A 20,949-nucleotide genomic window follows, 5' to 3' on the forward strand; every position below is an offset into this window, starting at 1 on the left:
GTCTACACGGCCGGGCCATGCAAGGCGACCGGAAGGACAGGTCATGAACATCGAAATCCACGCCTTGACGCCAGATTTCTGGCCTCAGTTCGAAGATCTGTTCGGCAAGCAGGGCGCTTGCTACGGCTGCTGGTGCACGCATTTCAGGTTGCCGCCGGCCACACGCAGGGTGAGCAGCCGGCAAAGCAACAAGGATCATATCAGAACACGCATCGAGGCCGGACCGCCGCCCGGATTGCTGGCGGTGGAAGATGGCACGGCGCAAGGGTGGATGCAGATCGGGCCACGCGTCGACGTACCCGAGTGGAACAACAAGGGGCGGGGATCCGCACCGGTCGACCCATCGGACGCGGAAGACCCCGGCGTTTGGGCGATTTCATGCTTTTTCATCCGCGTGAAAGCGCGTGGGCAGGGGCTGACGCACCGGCTTGTTTCGGGCGGGATAGACTTCGCCCGGAAAAGCGGTGCGCGGCAGATCGAGGCCTGTCCAATCGATCTCTCGCGCGATTCGCGCTCGCTTGGTCTTTTCGTCGGCTCATCCCGCGTCTTCGAACAGGCTGGCTTCGAGCGACTTGTCGAGCGCAAGGCGGGACGCCCATTGATGCGGCTGCTCCTTTAGCCGGAAGCGAGGTTCAAGACCCCGCAGTTCTCAGTTCATGTGCACTTCCTTTGCTGCGGATTGTCATGTCTCCTTGTGGTTGTGGCGGTAATTTCCTACGAAGACGCCGAGTAGGGCGGGTTTTTCGTTGCCCGAACAAGAGTGGAGACCATACGTGCGCCGCATATTGACGACTGTTTCGGCCTTGGCGATCTGCGCCCCGGCCTTTGCCCAGGGCATCGATAGCCAGGGTGCAGCTCAGGTCCAGAAGGACATCGCTCGCTATTTTGGCAGCCAGGCTTTCGAAAAGGGCGTGATCAAGGTCGAGCCGAAGGACGATGCCTATCAACTCACCATCGATTTCAAGGCATTGGTGAATGCGTTTCCCAAGCAGGATTTCGTCAAATTCGACGTGCCGTCCTATGTGCTCGCCGTGAAGCCGCGCTCTGACGGCAGCTGGGACGTATCAAGCACCCTGCCGGCCAAGGCAACGTTTGACGTGAAAACCCCGGAAGGGCAGCAGAATACCGAGATCGAGATCAAGGACGGCAAGTTCTCCGGTCTTTATGATCCCGCGTTGGCAGCATTCACCAGCATGACGTCGTCGATGGCCGGCATGACCATGGCGTCAAAGGATCCGAAGTCGAGTTTGCAGGCCAGCGCCGGTGCAGCCACGATGACAGGAACCGGCGCAAAGGCCGCGGATGGTGGTGTCGATTTCGCGATGAACCAGACCGTGGCTGATTTCAGCGAAACCGTCACGATCGATGATCCCGAGAGTGGCTTGAAGGTGCCGCTCACCTTCCATTCGCCGAGCTTCGCGGTGGACGCGACTGCCAAGGGGCTGCGCAGCCGCGCGATGCTGGATCTAGCTGCCTTTGGTGTCGCCAATCAGGACGAAGCGAAGGTCAAGGCCAATCAGGCCGAGTTGAAGACCCTGCTTCTGGCTGCGTTGCCTGTCTGGCAGCGCTTCGATGGCGCCTATAATTTCAAGGATTTCAAGGTCGGTACGCCGCTCGGCGAATTCGGCATGACCGAATTGGTCGCAAAATTCGGCGCCGATGGTGTCAGCCAGAACGGCAAGCTGAGCTACGGCCTCAAGGCCAGCGGCCTGAGCGTTCCTGCAGTCGCCGCCCAGATGCTGCCGGCTTGGAGTGTCTCGTTGTTGCCGACCGACGTCGAACTCAACTTCGGCGGCGCCAATCTTGATCTGGACACCATGGCCAGGAAGGCGATCGACACGTTCGACCTGAACAAGGAGCCGCCATTGCCGGCCGATTTCGGCGACAAGATCGGTGCGGAGTTCCTGGCCAAATCGCCGAAGGTGCTGATCGAGCCAAGCATCATCAAGAACAAGGACACCGAGGTTGCCTTCAAGGGTGAGGTTCGCTTCCCGTTCGACAAGCCGGATCCGACCAAGAAGCCGGATGTGGATATGACGGTTACAGTGTCGGGTTACGACAAGATCGTCGAAACGCTGCAGGAAGCGGCCAAGACGACGCCGGACGCCACCAATGCGGTTGCAGCGGCGTTGGCAATCAAGGGATTTGCCAAGACGTTGCCGGACGGTCGCATTGAATGGGTGCTGAACGGCAAATCGGATGGCAGCGTCGTGGTCAATGGCGTTACCGTCAAGGGCCCCGATCCGCTCGTCGATCCTGCCGAAGACAGCGGTGACGATGCTACTCTGGAGGAAGGCACTGACCCGGCTCAGGATGCCACGGAGCCTGCGGAAGAAGGAGCCGGCGAGGAGCAGGCACCTCAGCAGTAGCTCGAGAGCCGGCCGACCACATTAAAAAGCCCCGCCGGACTCCAGCGGGGCTTTTTTCTTCGCGACGATCTTTTCTAAAGACCTAGCGCTCGCGTAATTTTCGGTGCGGCTTCATGCCAGTCCTGTACCACGATCAGATCATCGGGCAACGGCGGCAGGAAAGCACGCAACGAGTTGTCCGCCATCAGATGAAACAGATGCGCGTCGGTGACCGAACCTCGCGCCGAAATCAGGTTGTTGGGCTGGTCATCGACAAAGGCGACCGGACGTCCTTTGTCGCCGCGCAGCTTTGCCACGGCCGGCCCTTTGGCCATCTCGGTGGTTAGCAGTGGATAGCGAAGCCCAAGCTGATCAAGATGCGCGCGCCGGGCCGAGCGATGCTTGTGCGGCATTGCCGTCAGAAGCACGATTTCGGCCTTGTCCTCCAGCGCACGCAGCGTATCGGCTGCGCCTTCAGCCAGATATTGCCACTCTGCCTGGCCGGCGAAAAAATCGTCGAGCAGCGTATGCACTTCATGCTGTTCCGCTACCCGCCCGGTGGCCTTCTCCGCGACATTGCCGGTCAGGCGGAACGAGGCGAAGGTCAGGTCATAGCCGCGAACTTCCAGAAACCGCGGAAACGGCCGGATGAATTCAAGGATCACATCGTCGACATCGAGTACCAGAAGCGGCCGGTCGTCGCTCGCAAGCTCGGCGATCTGGCGGGCGGTTTCGGGATCATCACTCATGTCGAACGCTCATAGTCGTCTTGGTTGCCGAGGGGCAGGGCGCGCAGCGCCTTGCTCACCGATGCCGGTGGTGTTCCGGTTTCTTCGCAGAAGCGCATCAAGGTCGGCTCATGCGCCAGAACAAACTGCAGCACGCCAGCCAGAAAACCGGGTTCGCTGGCGGCACGCCGGACGGAACTGGCTTCTATGCCGGTGATCGCCAGGAAACGCGGCAGGAGTTCGGCATCGCCGGCAACAAAAGCCAGCGCATTGATGGCCAGGGCCTCAGCCTGTTCGCGCATTGACGCTGCGTCTGCCATCGCTACCTTTGATTCCAGCAATGATGATGAGTCTGCGCCTGGAAGTAGTCACAAGCACTGCCGAGGGCAAGGCTTGTGTCGTGTTGTTGTTGTTTTGTTGCAGGCAAGCCGATCGGATTTCGGACCACCGGTTTGCGTTTCGTCAATCATCTCGCGTTAAAGTTAAACCGGGTTTGGGCGCTCTTTGCGTGGAGCGCGATGCGACGGTTTCCTTGCGGGAGCGCCGTCGGAGCGGGAAATTATGCCGAAGAAGGTAATGATCGTCGAAGACAACGAGCTTAACATGAAGCTCTTTCGCGACCTCATCGAGGCCAGCGGCTACGAAACCGTGCGCACCCGCAACGGACTGGAGGCGCTGGATCTGGCGCGCAAGCACCGGCCCGACCTGATCCTGATGGACATCCAATTGCCCGAGGTCTCAGGGCTAGAAGTGACCAAATGGCTGAAGGAAGACGATGAATTGCATGTCATTCCGGTCATTGCCGTCACTGCCTTTGCCATGAAAGGGGATGAGGAGCGCATCCGCCAGGGCGGCTGTGAAGCCTACATTTCCAAGCCGATCTCGGTGCCACGCTTCATCGAGACTGTGAAATCCTATCTGGGTGACGCCTGATGGTTGCCCGATGTTTATCCGGAGCCGCATGAGATGACAGCCCGTATCCTTGTCGTCGATGACGTGCCGGCCAATGTGAAGCTGCTCGAAGTTCGGCTGCTGGCCGAATATTTCGAAGTGCTGACGGCGACGAGCGGCCCGGATGCGATCGAAACCTGCGAGAACGGCAAGGTCGACGTCGTTCTGCTCGACGTAATGATGCCGGACATGGACGGGTTCGAGGTTTGCCGCCGGCTGAAAAGCGATCCAGCCACTTCGCACATTCCTGTTGTGATGGTTACCGCGCTGGACCAGATCACCGACCGGGTGCGCGGGCTCGAGGCTGGTGCGGATGATTTCCTGACCAAGCCTGTCAATGATCTGCAGCTGATGACGCGCGTGAAGAGCCTCGTTCGTCTGAAGATGTTGACCGACGAATTGCGTTTGCGCGCCTCCACCACCCGCAACATAGGCATCGAGGAATTGCTGAGCCGTAATCTGGCCGACGAGGAATCGCAGCCGAAGGTGCTCTTGATCGACGAGCGCCAAAGCTCGACGGAACGCATTCAGAAGGTGTTGCGGGGCAAGGCAATGCTGGATGCGGCCAAGGATCCGCATGCCGGTTTTTTCCAGGCCGCCGAAAGCCCATATGAATGCATCCTGATTTCGACGGATTTCACTGATTTCGATCCTTTGCGGCTCTGCTCGCAGCTTCGTTCGCTCGATCGCACGCGCTTCGTGCCGATCATGCTGCTGGCGGATCAGGGCGAGGAGGACCGTGTCATTCGTGGACTGGAACTCGGTATCAATGACTATCTTACCCGGCCGATCGATCCGCATGAGTTGACCGCGCGGTTGCGCACGCAGGTCCGCCGCAAGCGTTACAATGATCAATTGCGGGCCTCGGTGACCCAGACGATCGAGATGGCGGTGACGGATGGTCTGACCGGCCTGCACAATCGGCGCTATCTCGACAGCCATCTGCAGACACTCTTCGACCGGGCCGTCGCACGCCGCCGGCCTTTGTCGATGATGATCACCGACCTCGATCGTTTCAAAGCGATCAACGATACCTATGGTCATGACGGCGGCGACGATGTGCTGCGCGAATTCGCGCATCGCTTGCGCAAGAACGTGCGCGGCATCGATCTCGCCTGTCGCTTCGGCGGCGAGGAGTTCGTGGTCGTGATGCCGGATACCGAAGGTGCCGTCGCTGAAAAGGTGGCCGAGCGCATACGCGCTGAAATCGCCCGCTTGCCCTTTGCGATCGGGCGTGAGGGCAAAACCGCCGAAGTCACCATCAGCGTCGGCGTTTCGGCCTTGCTCAAAGGCTCCGACACAGTGGAAGATCTGATCAAGAGGGCGGATGTCGCGCTCTATGAAGCCAAGAACAGCGGCCGCAATCGGGTGGTGGCAAAGGCTGCCTAGCCTGCTGCTTCTGCTGGTTACGCTAGTCGTTTACCTTAACCAGCGCGAATCTCCGATGCGTGGTTAAGAAAGTATTGCTTTTCATCAGCGCTTGCGCAAATGTGCAGCCGCTAACGGGGAACTGTTCGGTGCGGGGGCGAAACCGGCATGTTCCATTGATACCCCATGATGCTCAGGTCCGCCGCATCTCCTGGGTCCGTGGGGTCGGCCGGCCGGCGTTGGCATATAGTGGCCTCCTCGTACCGCTGCCATCCGCCGACCGGCCCCCTTATTCCTCATAGCCATACAGCCGACATGCCCTGGAGCCAACGCTCCGGGGCAGAGTGGGCGCTTGTCTTGCATGCCAGCGCAAACAAAAACGCCGCCCAGGGGCGGCGCTTCGGCGTGCCAATGAGAACCAGATTACTTGATCTTGGTTTCCTTGAACTCGACGTGCTTCTTGGCGATCGGGTCGTACTTGCGGAACGACAGCTTGTCGGTCTTCGTGCGGCTGTTCTTGCTCGTCACATAGAAGAAGCCGGTATCGGCGGTCGACAGAAGCTTGATCTTGATGTTAGCGGCTTTGGCCATGGTGTTCGTCCGTTAATTGTCTTGGAGTTCGAGCCGCTGGAACACGGGAAAACACCCGGACGCGGAAAACTTGCCGGACACATAAAGAATGCTTCCGGAAAGTCAAGTCCGCGCGGCATTGCAGCCCGTCGTGATGCCCAGCCGATGGTCGTCAGCTCGTATGGGCAACCAGACGGTTTATGGTTTCGGGGAAGAAATCCCGAGCCGACCAGCGCTTGCCGAACATCATGTCATATTGCAGGTAGCGATAGTCGCGGATCAATGGCTCGATCTGCTTTTGTCTGGCCCAGTCGATGGTTGCTTCGTTGTCGGTGGCCAGCAGCACGTTACGGTCGATGGCGCTGTATTGCCTGCTCACTTCGCCGAGGAAGCCTGTGTAATAGGGGTGCGTGATGCCCGCGGCCTTGAGCAGGTGATAAGGCAGGAATGCAGGGCTGACCGAGCCGATATCCTTGGCAAGACCCGTACGGTTCGACCAGACGACCAGCGGTGTTTCACGGTGGAGCTTCATTTGATCGGGCGCTTCCCTGCGCGGCGCGACATTGTCCTTGAGGAAGCCCGTTTCGACGTAGACCGGGCCCAGTGGCGGCAGGTGATCGCCGAAGAAGACGATTACGGTCGCACGGTCACGTTTTTCTGCCCAGTCGATCAGGCGTTTCAGGTTGCGGTCGGCATCAGCTGCGCCTTCCGCATAGGACAGAAGTGAATCCTTTGCCCACTGGCTGATCGGCGCCTCAACCGTGTGGGAAGCATCTGCGTAGCGATTGGGTTCATAGGGGCCGTGATTCTGAAGACTTACGGCGAAATAGAAGAATGGTTCCTCCGCAGCATCGGCTGTGGAAATGAGCTGGTCGGTCATCGCCTCGTCGGAAGCGAGCGGTCCGCGTTTTTCCAAAGGCGCGGTCTCTTCCGACTGGAAATCGTCGAAGCCGAAATCGGCGTAAACCGCGGTGCGATTCCAGAACCAGTTCGTGCCCGGATGGAATGCCCTGGCGGAATAGCCCTCGCTCTTGAGGAAGGTGGCGAGTGAAGGCACCGGAGCGCGCACATATTGCTGATAGGGAATTGACCCAGCCGGCAGGAAGGCGTTGGAGAATCCGGTCAGTGCCTCGAACTCGACATTGGCGGTCATGCCGCCGAACTCTGGCGACAGCATCGACCCGGAACGGAGCTGACGTACAGCACCCAGCGGATCTGGCTTGATCGACACGCCTGGCAGAATGGTGGGATCCCAGAAGGATTCGCTCATCACCATGATGATGTCCGGCTTGTCTTCCGGGACTGTTGTGGTCGCCTCAGGCCGCGTGATGGTCGCGATTGCCTTGTCTGAATAACCCGCGGGTGCGCCGACATGTGCCATCGGCACGTTGAGTGCGAAGGCGAGCGCGAAACCGTTGGAATTGTAGTTTTCCTTCTGGTCCCACATCATGGGGATGATCTGCAGGCGGTCCCGCGTCCATGAAAAGGTCGCGTAGTCCATGATGGAGACGAAGAAGGCGAGGAGCGGGATTGCGACGGCAAGGCGCGCGAGACGCGCCCTGTAGCGCAGGGTCGGTGCACGACGACGCCACATGCGCCACAACATCACCACCGAAGCCAGCGTTCCGGCAATGCCGGTTGCCAGCGCTACACCGGTCCATGGCCGTTCCTTTACCAGCAGAGGCATCAATTCGATGATCTGGCGCACGTAAAGAAAATCTGTCGGATAGAGTGGATCGCCGAGGTAGCGCGATTTTTGATGGCCGACGAAGGCGAGCGCCAGGGTCAAAGGTGCGAAGATCATCAGGCTTTGATGATTGCGGCCGAGCAACGCGTCGATGCCAATCAGGATAAGCGTGAACAGGATGACCGTTGTCCAGCCGGGCTTCGACGGCTGAAGAAAGAAACCGAACGTGCTGGCGAGATCACCTCGAAAGATCAGCTCGATGGCGAACACCAGCACGGCTGACGCAACCAATGTCATCACGCAATAGCGCACGGCACGCCTTTTCTCACCCGGTTCCAAGCCGGGTATGGCGGTGTCATGTCTATGCTCTGGCGCGTTCATGCCGCTCCCTGACCATCCCTTCGCCAACTTACAAGTCCCCCGACTGCAAAAGCGTCACGTAACCGTCACTCAAATGTCACAAAAAGCTAGCGCCTGTGGCGAAATTTAGAAGAGCCAGCAAACGAATCGTGTTCGATTTTCATCATGATTGATCGTCGCCTGGCCTTCCCAAGCACTGTTGGCCACGGCAGGCGAAGGCTGCATCGGGCTTGACTTGTCGCCCGGCCTTGCGCACAGGGCAGGCGAGATCAAGCAATTGGAGCTCGTTATGGCGGTCGCGTTTACCTTTCCGGGGCAGGGCAGCCAGTCGGTCGGCATGGGCAAGGATCTGGCAGGCGCTTTTCCTGAAGCCCGTCGCGTGTTCGAAGAAGTAGACGAAGCGCTCGGGGAGAAGCTGTCCGCTCTGATCTGGAATGGACCAGAAGAGACGCTGACGCTGACGGCAAACGCGCAGCCAGCGCTGATGGCGGTGTCGTTGGCTGCTGTCAAAGCACTCGAAGCGCGTGGCTTTTCCTTGAAGGAAAAGGTCGCCTATGTCGCGGGCCATTCGCTGGGCGAGTATTCGGCACTTGCCGCCGCGGGTTTCGTCTCGGTGGCCGATGCGGCAAGGCTCCTGCGCATTCGCGGCAATGCTATGCAGTCGGCTGTGCCGGTCGGGGAAGGTGCGATGGCGGCGATCATCGGCCTTGAGCAGCCCGACGTCGAAGCCGCCTGTGCCGAAGCTGCCAAGGGATCCGTCTGCCAGGTTGCCAACGACAACGGTGGTGGGCAACTGGTGATATCGGGCGCCAAGGCCGCTGTCGAACTCGCAGCCAGGCTCTGCACGGAAAAGGGCGCCAAGCGAGCGCTGATGCTGCAAGTGTCGGCGCCGTTCCATTCGGCGCTGATGGCGCCGGCGGCGGAAGCGATGCGCGAAGCCCTGGCCAATGTCGCCAGGAATGCGCCGGCTGTTCCGGTGATTTCGAATGTCTCGGTTTCGCCAACTCAGGATCCCGATGCGATCGCGGCTCGGCTGGTCGAGCAGGTGACTGGCCGTGTGCGCTGGCGCGAGACGGTGGAGTGGTTCGCTGCCAATGGCGTGACCACGCTCTATGAAGTCGGTGCCGGCAAGGTACTTTCCGGCCTGGCGCGTCGAATCAACCGTGACATCGCTGTGACTTCGGTGGGAAATCCTGCCGATGTCGATGCAGCCATTGCCGCACTGGCCTGAGCAACCTGATGACCCCATCCATGCGATGGGTGTGCTTGAAAGGGACAAGACATGTTTGATCTGACAGGCCGCAAGGCGCTCGTCACCGGAGCTTCGGGTGGCATCGGCGAATCCATCGCCAGGATACTTCACGCGCAGGGTGCGACGGTCGGCCTGCATGGCACGCGTGTGGAAAAGCTGGAAGCACTCGCCGGCGAACTTGGCGATCGCGTTAAGCTCTTCCCGGCGAACCTGTCCGACCGCGACGAGGTCAAGGCGCTGGGCCAGAAGGCGGAGGCTGATCTCGAGGGCGTCGATATCCTGGTCAACAACGCAGGCATCACCAAGGATGGTCTGTTCGTGCGTATGTCGGATGCCGACTGGGACAGTGTGATCGAAGTCAATCTGACTGCCGTCTTCCGCCTGACGCGGGAATTGACGCATCCGATGATGCGCCGGCGCTACGGCCGCATCATCAACATCACCTCCGTCGTCGGCGTCACCGGCAATCCGGGGCAGGCCAATTATTGTGCCTCCAAGGCCGGCATGATCGGCTTTTCCAAATCGCTGGCGCAAGAGATCGCCACACGCAACGTTACCGTCAATTGCGTTGCTCCAGGTTTCATCGAATCGGCCATGACCGACAAGCTGAATGACAAGCAGAAAGAAGCGATCATGGCCGCAATTCCCGCCAAGCGCATGGGAACGGGTGCCGAGGTCGCATCGGCGGTCGCCTATCTTGCTTCGGAGGAAGCATCCTACGTGACGGGCCAGACCATTCACGTCAACGGCGGCATGGCGATGATCTAACTCGCGGCCGCGAGTTGTCGCGGCTTTGGAAAAACGATGCTCGCGCCTTGGATGCCGGGCCGTTTTCGTGTAATGCGGCCCGCAACCCGGCGGTTCGGGCAATAGCCGGCCTTGTTTATTGTGTTTAAGCCCGGCCTATCTTTCAGCTTGATTAGCGGCATTGTGCCCGCTAACGAAGACAGATCATAGAACGAAGGATGCCAACATGAGTGACACCGCAGAGCGCGTCAAAAAGATCGTTATCGAGCATCTGGGCGTCGATGCCGACAAAGTGACGGAGCAGGCCTCCTTCATCGACGATCTCGGCGCGGACAGCCTCGACACGGTTGAGCTTGTCATGGCGTTCGAGGAAGAGTTCGGCGTAGAAATCCCGGACGACGCGGCAGAGACCATCCTCACGGTCGGCGACGCCGTGAAGTACATCGACAAGGCCTCGGCCTGATTTTTCCGGCATAGGTCTTCGGGAAAGGCTTGGAATGAGGCGCGTCGTCGTTACGGGCCTCGGCCTGCTGTCGCCATATGGCGTTGGGGTCGAGCACGGTTGGCGGGAACTGCTGAGCGGCCGTAGTGCCGCCAAGCGTGTCACCGAATTTGAAGTCGAAGACCTTGCCTGCAAGATCGCGCATGTTATCCCGCGCGGCAATGGCGAGAACGGCACCTTCAATCCGGAGGCCGTTCTCGAACCCAAGGAATTGCGCAAGATCGGCGAGTTCATCCTGTACGGGATCGCGGCCGCCGACGAAGCGCTGAAGGATTCGGGCTGGCAACCGAAAACCCACGAAGAGCAATGCGCGACCGGCGTGATGATCGGTTCGGGCATTGGTGGCATCGAAGGCATCGCCGAAAACGCCCTTATCCTGCAGGAAAAGGGGCCTCGCCGCATCAGCCCCTTCTTCATCCCCGGACAGATCATTAACCTCGTCTCCGGTCAGGTATCCATCCGACATGGTCTGAAGGGTCCGAACCACGCAGTGGTCACCGCCTGCTCGACCGGCGCTCATGCGATCGGCGATGCCGCACGGCTCATCCAGTTCGGCGACGCCGATGTGATGGTGGCCGGCGGTGCCGAAGCCCCTGTAACGCGCCTGTCGCTGGCCGGTTTTGCAGCCTGCCGCGCACTCTCCACCGAACGCAACGATACGCCTGAAAAAGCTTCACGTCCCTATGATCGCGACCGCGACGGTTTCGTCATGGGCGAGGGCGCTGGTGTGGTGGTTCTGGAAGAGTTGGAACACGCCAAGGCGCGTGGTGCCAAGATTTATGCAGAAGTCACCGGCTATGGCCTGACTGGCGATGCACATCACATCACTGCGCCGGCCGAGGACGGCGACGGCGCTTTCCGCTGCATGTCGGCTGCGCTGAAGCGCGCGAAGCTGACGGCGGCGGATATCGACTACATCAATGCGCACGGCACTTCGACCATGGCTGACACGATCGAACTCGGCGCCGTTGAACGCCTGGTCGGAAACGCCGCCTCGAAGGTTTCGATGTCGTCCACCAAATCGTCGATCGGCCACCTGCTCGGCGCTGCTGGTGCTGCAGAAGCGATCTTTTCGATCCTCGCCATCCGCGACAACATCGCGCCGGCCACAATCAATCTGGACAATCCAGAGCGCGAGACCGCTATCGATCTCGTGCCAAACACGCCGCGCAAGCGGCAGATTGATGTTGCGCTGTCCAATTCCTTCGGCTTCGGCGGCACCAACGCATCGCTGGTCTTCCAGCGCTATAACGGCTGATTGACCGGCTTTCGCCGATCTACCGACAGCCTTTGGGACGGGCATATCCGTCATTTTTGCCATATTCCCCGCTACTGTCGGGGGATTCGTCGATGGGACATACGGTAGGGCGCCATGAACACTGCTCCGACGAACAACGAGGATGTCAGCCAGGCCGCCGCGCAGACCACGCCGATCATCCCCAAGACTGCGAGTGAGGCGCTCCGTCCGGAAGTGGGCACGCCGCCCCCCGCCAAGCGGTCACGTGCATCGCGCAGCCAGATCATCGTCTTCATGAACTTCCTCGTCTCCTGCGTCATGCTGGCGGTGATTGCCGCCGGCGGCGCGGTCTATTTCGGCAGGCAGGAGTTCTTCGGCCTGGACCGTCGGCCAACGGCGACACTTTCCTCGTCAAGCCGAACAGCGGTGTGCAGGACATTGCCGATCAGCTGGAGCGACGGGGCCTGATCAGTGACGCGCGCATCTTCCGCCTGGGCGTGCGTGCCTATGGCAACGACCAGGCGCTCAAGGCTGGCGAATATCAGATCAAACCGCGCGCCTCGATGCGCGAGATCATGGACCTTTTGAAGAGCGGCAAGTCGGTGATGTACTCGCTGACAATCCCCGAGGGGCTAACGGTCCAACAGGCGTTCCAGCGTGTCGCCGCCGAGGAGGCGCTGACCGGCGACATGCCGGCCACCCTGCCTCCGGAAGGCAGCCTCGCCACCGACACGTTGCGGTTCACGCGCGGTGCCACGCGTCAGCAGATGGTGGACAAGCTTCTGGCCGATCAGAAGGAACTGGTCGAGGAGATCTGGAAGCGTCGTTCGACGGATCTGCCATTGGCCAATGTCGAGGAATTCGTCACGCTTGCCTCCATTGTCGAGAAGGAAACTGGCCGCAGCGACGAGCGTTCTCGGGTGGCGGCCGTGTTCCTGAACCGTCTGGGCAAGGGTATGCGGTTGCAGTCCGATCCGACCATTATCTATGGTCTCTTCGGTGGCAAGGGCAAGCCCGGCGATCGGCCGATCTACCAGTCGGACATCGACAAGCAGACCCCTTACAACACCTACCAGATCAATGGTCTGCCGCCGACGCCGATCGCCAATCCAGGGCGTGCGTCGCTTGAAGCCGTGGCCAATCCGTCGAAGACCAAAGACCTTTACTTCGTTGCCGATGGCAATGGCGGGCATGTGTTTGCCGAAACTCTTGACGACCACAACGAGAACGTGGCGCGCTACCGCGCTTTGATGAAAAAGCAGGCCGAAGAAGCGGCCAAGGCTGGAACCGCCACGCAGCCCGCAAACAATGGTGATGCGACCGGGACAAACACGGTCCAATAGGGCGCTTTTGGGAGCGCGGGGATATGAATCTGCAGAGCATGACCGGCTTCGCGCGGGCGGGCGCTGATTATCAGGGCACAGCCATCGCTTGGGAGGTGAAGTCCGTCAACGGCAAAAGTGTCGAGACGAGACTACGGCTGCCGCCTGGCTATGATCGGCTTGAACAGGTCGTTCGTCAGGCGGTGCAGAAACGCTTTGCGCGCGGAAACTTCCAGGCGACGTTGACCGTGGGAAGAACGAGCAGCCAGGCGGTGCAGCCGGTCGTCAATGAAGCTTTTCTGAAGGATGTCGCCGGCCTCGCGAAACGGCTGCAGGAGCAGTTTGGTGCTGCGCCGGCTACGGCTGATGGGTTGCTGGCCCTGCGTGGCGTGCTGGAAGTGCCCGAGACGATCGAGACCGAGGAGATACGGGCGGCGTTTGACGCAGCGATCGGACGGGTGCTCGAGGAGGCCCTCGACGGTCTCGTGAAGGCGCGGCAGAGTGAGGGTGAAGCGCTACGCGCGCTGCTTTCCGGTCAACTTGATGCAATCGAAACGCTGACACTTCGTGCGGAAGCGGATTCATCGCGCCAACCGGCGGCGATCCGTGAGCGGATCGCCGAGCAGGTTCGGCTTTTGATGGATACCGGTGCCGGTCTGGATGAAACCAGGCTTCACATGGAGGCTGCGTTTCTTGCTACAAAAGCCGATATCCGCGAGGAGATTGACCGGCTGAAGACTCATGTGGCCTCGGGAAGGGCGCTGCTTTCCGCTGGCGGTTCCATCGGTCGCAAGCTCGACTTTCTGGCGCAGGAATTCAATCGCGAATCGAATACTTTATGTTCGAAGTCGAACGCAGCCGCAGTTACCGCAATAGGGTTGGAACTGAAGGCCGTCGTCGACCAATTTCGCGAACAGGTCCAGAATCTGGAGTAACAGATGGCCGTCAAGGACACCGGTTCCCGCATCCGCCGTCGGGGCCTGATGCTCGTGCTGTCGTCGCCCTCGGGTGCCGGCAAGTCGACGATTGCGCGAAATCTGATTGAAAGTGACCAAGGCTTCGAGCTCTCGGTCTCCGTGACCACGCGTCCACGTCGCGGCAGCGAAATCGACGGCATTCACTACCATTTCAGACCGCGTCGCGAGTTCGAGCTGCTGCGTGACAATGACGAGCTGCTTGAATGGGCGGAAGTGCACGGGAACTTTTATGCGACCCCGCGTGAAGCCGCTGAGCGGGCCATGGCCGAAGGGCGCGACATGCTCTTCGACATAGACTGGCAGGGAGCGAAACAGCTGAAGGAGAAGATGCGCGGCGACATCGTCTCGATCTTTATCCTGCCACCTTCAATGAAGGAGCTGAAGGCGCGATTGAAGCGCCGCGCGGAAGACCAGGAACAGGTCATCGAAACGCGCTTGAAAAATGCGCGTACCGAGATCGAGCACTGGACGGAATATGATTTCGTCATCGTCAATGACGATCTTGACCGCGCCTTCACGGAAGTGCGCGCCATTGTTGCCGCCGAGCGCCTGCGACGCGACCGTCGGCCCGGACTGTTCGATTTCGTGTCAGGTCTTCTGGACGAGGCGGTCTGAGGGATTCCGGCTGCCGATGTGAATCGAGGCAGTTCTCGACTCAGCGAAGCCTTGTTATGTTTTTGCATGGCACTGGCCCGCGCCTCCGCCCTCCATTCGGGAAGCATTGTTCATGCGGGGCCAATTCTCATCGAACCAACTGTTCGAGCATCGCGCATAAGGAGGGATTGCGAAACCAGCTCGCAATAGGAGGTTTTTCAATGAAGCTCTCTGTCCCGGCCTATCAATTGAAGCGACAGGCCAAGCGGCTGTCGCGCGAGGAGAAAATCCCTCTTCATGCCGCGCTTGACCGTACCGCAGCCAAAGAGGGATTTGTGAGCTGGAGTTTGCTGGCATCCAAACGTCAGGAAGTGCCTGCTGCCGCCAGGCTGCTCGCTTCGTTGCAGCCTGGTGATCTGCTTCTGGTCGGCGCGCGTCCAAGGCAGGGCAAGACACTCTTCAGCCTCGAATTGGCGATCGAAGCGATGAAGATCGGACGTCGCAGCGCATTTTTCTCGCTCGAGTACACCCAGAAGGACATACTCGGCCGCTTTCATGCTCTTGGCGTTGAACCAGTCCAGTTCGCCAACCGGTTCGAGTTCGATGGTTCTGATGCAATCGATGCTGGTTACATGATAACCGCCCTCGAAGCGGCGCCCAGGGGCACGCTTGTGGTGGTCGACTACCTGCAATTGCTTGATCAGAAGCGCCAGAGTCCGGATCTGGTCGATCAGATCCGTGAGCTGAGATCGTTCGCTCGCGACAAGGGGCTTATCTTTGTCTTCATCTCCCAGATCGACCGCTCCTACGACCCTGCGAACAAGCCGTTCCCGAACCTTGGCGACGTTCGCCTGCCAAATCCTTTGGATCTCAGCCTGTTCGACAGGGCATGTTTCCTGAATGACGGAGATGTCCAGTTCACTGCATGAGCTGGAGTTCGCAGAAGGGCCGACTTGGAGTGTGCCAGCGCCGTCGGTGGTGAGGCTCAGCTACCCAGCAAGTTGGTCAGACGTACGAACTCCTCGACGCTAAGGGTCTCGGCGCGGCGGGTCGGATCGATTTCGGCCCGCTCCAGCAGTTTCTCGCCGCCGAGGCTTTTAAGGCTTTGCCGCAGCATCTTCCGGCGCTGACCAAAGGCCGCCTCCGTAACGCGGCCGAGTTTCTTCACATCTGCGGATAGAAGGGATACGCGCGGTGTCATATGCACAACGGACGACGTCACCTTGGGAGGCGGCGTGAATGCCTGTGGTGGCACATCGAACGCGATTTTCGCTTCTGTTCGCCAGCCTGCCAATACGCCCAGCCGGCCGTAGTCGCTGGAGTTGGGTTTTGCGACGATACGCTCGGCTACCTCGCGTTGGAACATCAGCGTCATTGATTGGTAGAAAGGCGGCCAACGGTCGACGATTAGCCAGCGAATGAGCAGCTCCGTGCCGATATTGTAAGGCAAGTTGGCGACGATCTTGACCGGGCCGTCGGTCACCAAGGTCGAGAAATCGGTCTTGAGCGCGTCGCCCGAGATAACTTCCAGCCGTCCCGGATAATGGGCCGATACCTCGGAAAGCGCCGCCAGGCAGCGTTCATCACGCTCAATGGCGACCACGCGGCGTGCGCCATGCAGGAGCAGCGCGCGTGTCAGCCCTCCAGGCCCTGGGCCAACCTCAATGACTGTCGACTGGGTCAGATCACCCGCGGTACGCGCAACCTTGCCAGTCAGGTTCAGGTCGAGCAGAAAATTCTGACCGAGCGCCTTCTTGGCCTGCAGGCCGTGGCGTTCGATGACGTCTCGAAGCGGCGGCAGTCCGTCGGCGCTCATGCGTCCGTGCTCCTGACATTTCCGGCCAATTCCGCAGCCAGTTTCAGCGCTGCAATCAAGCTATCCGGTCGTGCGATACCGCTTCCCGCGATGTCGAAGGCCGTGCCATGGTCTGGTGAAGTGCGAACAAACGGTAAGCCAAGAGTTACATTAACGGCTTCATCGAAAGCCAGCGTCTTTGCCGGGATCAGGGCCTGGTCGTGGTACATGCAAAGCGCAACGTCGTAGCCCGCTCGGGCGCGTCGATGGAAAAGCGTATCGGCAGGCAGCGGCCCGCGCGCATCGATGCCTGCGGAACGCAGTGCTTGGACAGCGGGAGCAACGATCTCCAGGTCTTCCTTACCCATGGAGCCGCCTTCGCCGGCATGTGGATTGAGGCCCGCAATGGCAAGCCGCGGCGCTTCGATCCCGAAACGGCCCTTCAGATCGCGCGCGGTGATGCGAGCCGTCTCCACGATCAGCTCGGTGGTGAGCACCTTCGGCACCGTCGCGAGTGGCATATGGATCGTGACGGGAACGGTGCGCAGATCTGGCCCCGCCAGCAGCATGACAGGCATTACCGTCCGACCGGAGTGGCGAGTGGCCAGATGTGCCAGATATTCCGTATGGCCGGGAAAGCCGAAACCGGCGTCGTAGAGTGGCTTCTTGGCTATGGGGCAGGTGACAACCCCGGCGGCACGACCAGCAAGGCAGTCCGCAACAGTACGGTCGATGGCCTCGATGACACCCTTTGCGTTGACCGGATCAGGATGACCGGCGGTATCGAGAAACTTCGCTTCCAGCGGCACGACCGGCAAGGCATCCTGGAAAACGGCGTTTGCCTTTTCCGGTGTTGTTTCGGCGATGGTGGCAGTGGCACCGACGCGACGGCCGCGTGCGGCCAGCAGAATCGGGTCAGCAAGCAGGTAGAAAGCAGGAACGCCTGATTCTTTGCGCCGTTCCCAGGCAGCCAGCGCGATCTCCGGGCCGATTCCGGACGGATCGCCCACACTCAAGGCGAGAGGAAGTCTGGTTTCGCGCACAGCCGTCAGCGCTGAACGATGACGGCCTTGGCCTTCAACTCAGAGACATATTTCTTGCTGAGCTCGTCTGCGGCATCGTCCTTCTTGCCGCCGAGGCCTTCGTTCTGGAGCATCAACTGAGCGGTCTTGTCGTCCGAGACTTCGCGCGCCGAGCAGATGCCGATGAACTCTATGCCGCGGTCCGTTTCACGCACGTTGGTCGCGCCGCCGGCCTTTGTTGCCTTGATCTGGTCCGCCCAGTCTGCCGGCAACTGCGGTGCAAGCACACGGCCGAGGTCGCGGACGGTGACGTCTATCAGGCCCTTGGCGAATTCACGCGTCGTGTTGCATCCATTGAAGCGTGCGCGCATGGCCTCGGCTTCGCGCTTGCGCTTGGCCATCAATGCGCCGCGCTCGGCGGCCGGCACGACGAAAATTATCTGCTGGAGCAGATATTCGGTGGCTGAGGGCTTGTTTCCGCCCTTCTGCAGCATCTTGCGCACGGCGTCCTGTTCGCTCAGGCCGCCGCTGCCCTGCTCGGAACGGTAGCGCATGCTGAGTGCCTGGTTCCAGGCCATCTGTGCGCGGATGAAATCCTTGAAATGCTGCTTGGTGACGCCCGACTTGTCCATGACGCCATCAAGCTGCGCCAACTGCATTTTGTTGTTGGAGGCAAAGCGCGCGTAGGCTTCATTCACCTGCTGGTCGGAAATGCGGATGCCCAGGCGTCTTGCCTCGGCGAGGCGAAGCGTCTGCTCGACCATTTCGTCGGCAGCGTCACCCTTGCGCTTCTGCAGGCGCAGGAAAGCAGCGCGGTGCTGGATGTCGCCGGTCGTGATGGCGACATTGTTGACGACATATTTGATTTCGCTGGCAAAGGCCGGTTGGGACATCGCCGTCAGCGAAACACCCGCGGCTGCAACCAGAAGTGCAAGGCTCGCGGAAAAGAGCTGTTTCCTCATCGTCTCTGTTCCAAATCCATTTCGGTTCCGGCTCATCACTGAGCCGAATACAATTTTCCCATGCCCGTCCTATGCGGCGAAACCATGTCCTGCAAGGGGGATGGCTTACTGGAAACTGCTGGACGTCGAGCCGAAATCGCCAATGGTGCGGAACGAGATGTTGAAGCCGATGTTGCGGGTCACTTCCCTGGTGGTCCGGTCGCGGCTCTCCGACACCGTCATCATATACGTGAAGCACTCGTCGTCATAGGCGAAGCCGACACCATCGCCGGTCAGTACCCGGGTCTGGATGTCGTATGTGCCCGAACCAAAGACGCGCCAGTTCTGGTTGAGGCGTGTCGAACCTCCCAGTGTGACCTCATGGCGGTCTTCCTCGAATCCGTAACCCGGCTGAGCCTGGATGAAGGCATACTGCGCAGAAACAGAAATGGAAGACGAGCCGCTGTAGGCCGCCTTGGCTTCGGCGCGACGAACCTCGAAGGTCTGTTCATCGAAACGGCCGCTGACCGAGGCCGAAAGGCCGTAGGGACTGGTGAAGCCGGCCAGGCCGACATAGTCGGACTTGTCGGTCTGGAGACCGGAATAGGCGCCAACATTGACCAGATCGGGCTGCGCGAAGGAGTTGGTGCCGCCAAGCTGGTACGACTGGCCGAACAGGGCGTTTGTCGTCCAGCCGTTGGCATAGCTGCCGGAATAGCGCACGCCGACATTGGCGCGCGTGCCGCCTTCGATGCGGTCATAGCCGGAGAACTTGTCGCGTTCGAACAGCGTCGTCGCATCGAACACCATGCTCTGCGCGTCTTCGTTGGGAACGCGCAAGCCGCCGACATAGGATTCGTTCGGGCGCACGAACAATTGCGCCGTCGGCTCGATGATGTGTGAGCCGCCGGTCAAGCTGGTGAACAGCAGAGGCCAACGGAACTCAAGGCCCGCGGTTGCCATAGCCCTGGCAAAGGATGAGCGCATGTCCGCGGAAACACCCTGCGCGGCGGCCATCTGATTGACGGCATCGAGCGAGCCGGAAGACGCGTTCAGGTAGCTGGCGTCGGCCTGGAAAGCCAGCAGCGGCGTGATGACCATGCCGCCATCGGTGACGAAGCTGCGCTTCCACTCGGCTTCCGCTGTCAAACGGCCAGAATTGCCTTCGATGCCACGAACGCGCTGTACTGCGCTCAAGGTATCATAGTTCACCGTGAAAGCCTCATCGAGGCGGTCGCGCTTGATGACGCGGGAATTGAGATTGATTGAGAGCTGACCGCCGGCCAATGGCGCATCCGGGATATAGGCGTAGTCGAGCGACGGCAGCACCCATGGCTGAAATTCGTCGCGCGCTCCGGTTTGATATCGGGCGCCGGCCTCTCGCTGCAGCGTCTTTTCCTGCACTTCGAAGTGCATTGCGCGCAGGTCGAAATAGTTCCTGTCATTCAGACCGGTCAGATAAACTTCGGAGCGATGGACCGAAGCGTCGTAGCCGTTGATGTGATAGGTGTTGGAGAAATTCTTGTCCGTCTGCAGCAGGACGTCCCAGCCAAAGTTCCAGCGCGAATTGATCGCGAACTGGCCCTTGGTACCCATCATGCCGCGGAATTTGTTCGGATCGCCGGTTGGGCCGGAGTCGACGGTGCTGGGATCGAATTTCCAGGGTTTCCGCTGGTCGATGCCGGCAATGCGCAGGCTGTACTGGCCATTGTCGAAACGCTGGCGCCACTCCGCTTCGCCGAGGAAGCCCTGGTTGGTATAGTAGGTTCCACGCGCGGTGATGTCGTAGGTCGGCGACAGCGCGAAGTAATAAGGAACGGTTATGCCGGTGCCGAGCTTGCTGTTGAAAGTGATGCCGGGCATCAGAAAGCCGCTCTTGCGCTTCACCGTAGGGTCAGCGATCTCGAAAGCCGGCAGGAAGGCAATCGGGAAGCCGAAGAACTCGAAATTGGAGTTCTCGAAGCGCACCGTCTTCTTCTGGCCGTTCCAGATGATCTTCTTGGCCTTGACGCGCCAGATCGGCGCTTTGTCGGGCTTGTCTTCGCAAGGCTCGCAGGCGGTGTAGACACCGTTGTGGAACGTCGTCAGCACGCCGCCGATGCGTTCGGCGCTTTCGGCGCCGAAATAGGTCTTGTCGACCGTCTCGACACGCAGCGCGTTGACGAAACCGTCGGCGAAATCGTCAGTGATGTCGATGTGCTCGGAGTTGACCTTGGTGCCGTCGCTCTGAACAAGCTGTGCATTGCCGGTCGCAACAAGACGTTTGGTCTTGCGGTCGTATTCCACACGCTGAGCAACCAGTTTGTTGCCGCCATAGTCGATCTGCACGCCACCAACGGCGGTCACCGTCTGGTTGTCATTGTCATAAACCAGCGTATCGGATTCGAGCAGCATCTGCGAACCGGCTGGCACGCTGGGTGCTTCCACGGACTGCGCCGCTGCCGGGACAGCCGTCGCCAGGCTGCCGGCAAATAGGCAAGCGAGTGCGCTCACTCCACACAGAAGTGCCGCCCGGATCGGCCTGCGACCTTGCAAAACCGGTCTCATC

The 20,949-nt window shown here is 60.1% G+C and carries 19 protein-coding genes and 1 pseudogene; 12 read left to right on the forward strand and 8 right to left on the reverse strand.

Annotated features, from left to right (window positions below; all coding sequences use genetic code 11):
* The first annotated feature begins 43 nt into the window (after positions 1–43).
* Both ACFJIU_RS09935 and ACFJIU_RS09940 read left to right on the forward strand, forming a co-directional pair.
* The gene (locus ACFJIU_RS09935) at positions 44–619 is read left to right on the forward strand and encodes a GNAT family N-acetyltransferase (RefSeq protein ID WP_379070613.1); all 576 of its coding nucleotides are present in this window, start codon (positions 44–46) and stop codon (positions 617–619) included.
* Positions 620–773: 154 nt separating this feature from the next.
* Positions 774–2,369, forward strand: a complete 1,596-nt coding sequence (locus tag ACFJIU_RS09940; protein ID WP_379070616.1) for a hypothetical protein — start codon at positions 774–776, stop codon at positions 2,367–2,369.
* A gap of 74 nt (positions 2,370–2,443) precedes the next feature.
* Here the strand turns inward: ACFJIU_RS09940 and ACFJIU_RS09945 are convergent, their stop codons facing one another.
* Positions 2,444–3,097, reverse strand: coding sequence for a hypothetical protein (locus ACFJIU_RS09945; RefSeq protein ID WP_379070619.1), 654 nt, complete (start codon positions 3,095–3,097; stop codon positions 2,444–2,446).
* Positions 3,094–3,396, reverse strand: a complete 303-nt coding sequence (locus ACFJIU_RS09950; RefSeq protein WP_379070622.1) for a DUF3572 domain-containing protein — start codon at positions 3,394–3,396, stop codon at positions 3,094–3,096. Before ACFJIU_RS09950 ends, ACFJIU_RS09945 begins: the two co-directional genes overlap by 4 nt.
* Positions 3,397–3,637: 241 nt before the next feature.
* On the opposite strand from ACFJIU_RS09950, the gene ACFJIU_RS09955 reads away from it, so the two are divergent.
* Together ACFJIU_RS09955 and ACFJIU_RS09960 are read left to right on the forward strand one after the other, a co-directional pair.
* Positions 3,638–4,009 carry a response regulator gene (locus ACFJIU_RS09955; RefSeq protein ID WP_024926172.1) on the forward strand — a complete coding sequence of 124 codons (372 nt, stop codon included), beginning with the start codon at positions 3,638–3,640 and terminating at the stop codon, positions 4,007–4,009.
* Between the two features lie 33 nt (positions 4,010–4,042).
* On the forward strand, positions 4,043–5,416 hold the full coding sequence (locus ACFJIU_RS09960) for a PleD family two-component system response regulator (protein WP_379070625.1): 1,374 nt from the start codon (positions 4,043–4,045) through the stop codon (positions 5,414–5,416).
* 402 nt (positions 5,417–5,818) lie between these two features.
* On the opposite strand, the gene rpmG is transcribed toward ACFJIU_RS09960, so the two are convergent.
* Together rpmG and ACFJIU_RS09970 are read right to left on the reverse strand one after the other, a co-directional pair.
* On the reverse strand, positions 5,819–5,986 hold the full coding sequence (rpmG, locus tag ACFJIU_RS09965) for a 50S ribosomal protein L33 (RefSeq protein WP_040995604.1): 168 nt from the start codon (positions 5,984–5,986) through the stop codon (positions 5,819–5,821).
* Positions 5,987–6,137: 151 nt separating this feature from the next.
* Complete coding sequence (locus ACFJIU_RS09970; protein ID WP_379070629.1) at positions 6,138–8,033, reverse strand: LTA synthase family protein; 1,896 nt, start codon at positions 8,031–8,033, stop codon at positions 6,138–6,140.
* A gap of 268 nt (positions 8,034–8,301) precedes the next feature.
* Between ACFJIU_RS09970 and fabD the strand changes: the two genes are divergently transcribed.
* The 8 genes and pseudogenes from fabD (at position 8,302) to ACFJIU_RS10010 (ending at position 15,572) form a co-directional block, all read left to right on the forward strand.
* Positions 8,302–9,243: an ACP S-malonyltransferase gene (fabD, locus tag ACFJIU_RS09975; RefSeq protein WP_379070631.1), complete on the forward strand. Its 942-nt coding sequence runs from the start codon at positions 8,302–8,304 to the stop codon at positions 9,241–9,243.
* A 51-nt stretch (positions 9,244–9,294) separates the two neighbouring features.
* Complete coding sequence (gene fabG, locus ACFJIU_RS09980) at positions 9,295–10,032, forward strand: 3-oxoacyl-[acyl-carrier-protein] reductase (RefSeq protein ID WP_379070633.1); 738 nt, start codon at positions 9,295–9,297, stop codon at positions 10,030–10,032.
* Positions 10,033–10,237: 205 nt separating this feature from the next.
* Positions 10,238–10,474, forward strand: a complete 237-nt coding sequence (locus ACFJIU_RS09985) for an acyl carrier protein (protein ID WP_006203723.1) — start codon at positions 10,238–10,240, stop codon at positions 10,472–10,474.
* Positions 10,475–10,508: 34 nt separating this feature from the next.
* The gene (fabF, locus tag ACFJIU_RS09990) at positions 10,509–11,771 is read left to right on the forward strand and encodes a beta-ketoacyl-ACP synthase II (protein WP_379070636.1); all 1,263 of its coding nucleotides are present in this window, start codon (positions 10,509–10,511) and stop codon (positions 11,769–11,771) included.
* Between the two features lie 114 nt (positions 11,772–11,885).
* Positions 11,886–13,093: pseudogene (gene mltG / locus ACFJIU_RS09995) on the forward strand (endolytic transglycosylase MltG).
* Positions 13,094–13,116: 23 nt separating this feature from the next.
* Positions 13,117–14,007 (forward strand): YicC/YloC family endoribonuclease, encoded by an 891-nt coding sequence (locus tag ACFJIU_RS10000; RefSeq protein WP_379070639.1) that lies wholly within the window; start codon positions 13,117–13,119, stop codon positions 14,005–14,007.
* A gap of 3 nt (positions 14,008–14,010) precedes the next feature.
* A complete protein-coding gene (gmk, locus tag ACFJIU_RS10005) occupies positions 14,011–14,664 on the forward strand; it encodes a guanylate kinase (protein WP_379070642.1) in 654 nt (217 codons plus the stop codon).
* Between the two features lie 200 nt (positions 14,665–14,864).
* Positions 14,865–15,572 (forward strand): DNA helicase, encoded by a 708-nt coding sequence (locus ACFJIU_RS10010; RefSeq protein WP_379073037.1) that lies wholly within the window; start codon positions 14,865–14,867, stop codon positions 15,570–15,572.
* Positions 15,573–15,628: 56 nt separating this feature from the next.
* Here the strand turns inward: ACFJIU_RS10010 and rsmA are convergent, their stop codons facing one another.
* The 4 genes from rsmA to ACFJIU_RS10030 all read right to left on the reverse strand — a co-directional run bounded on the left by rsmA (position 15,629) and on the right by ACFJIU_RS10030 (position 20,948).
* Complete coding sequence (rsmA, locus tag ACFJIU_RS10015; protein WP_379070645.1) at positions 15,629–16,459, reverse strand: 16S rRNA (adenine(1518)-N(6)/adenine(1519)-N(6))-dimethyltransferase RsmA; 831 nt, start codon at positions 16,457–16,459, stop codon at positions 15,629–15,631.
* Positions 16,456–17,454: a 4-hydroxythreonine-4-phosphate dehydrogenase PdxA gene (gene pdxA / locus ACFJIU_RS10020; protein WP_379070647.1), complete on the reverse strand. Its 999-nt coding sequence runs from the start codon at positions 17,452–17,454 to the stop codon at positions 16,456–16,458. Before pdxA ends, rsmA begins: the two co-directional genes overlap by 4 nt.
* Before the next feature lie 32 nt (positions 17,455–17,486).
* Complete coding sequence (locus ACFJIU_RS10025) at positions 17,487–18,422, reverse strand: SurA N-terminal domain-containing protein (RefSeq protein WP_379070649.1); 936 nt, start codon at positions 18,420–18,422, stop codon at positions 17,487–17,489.
* Positions 18,423–18,527: 105 nt separating this feature from the next.
* A complete protein-coding gene (locus tag ACFJIU_RS10030; RefSeq protein ID WP_379070652.1) occupies positions 18,528–20,948 on the reverse strand; it encodes an LPS-assembly protein LptD in 2,421 nt (806 codons plus the stop codon).
* Position 20,949: the final 1 nt, after the last annotated feature.

Source organism: Mesorhizobium sp. UC74_2 (assembly GCF_042701485.1).
Classification (GTDB): domain Bacteria; phylum Pseudomonadota; class Alphaproteobacteria; order Rhizobiales; family Rhizobiaceae; genus Mesorhizobium.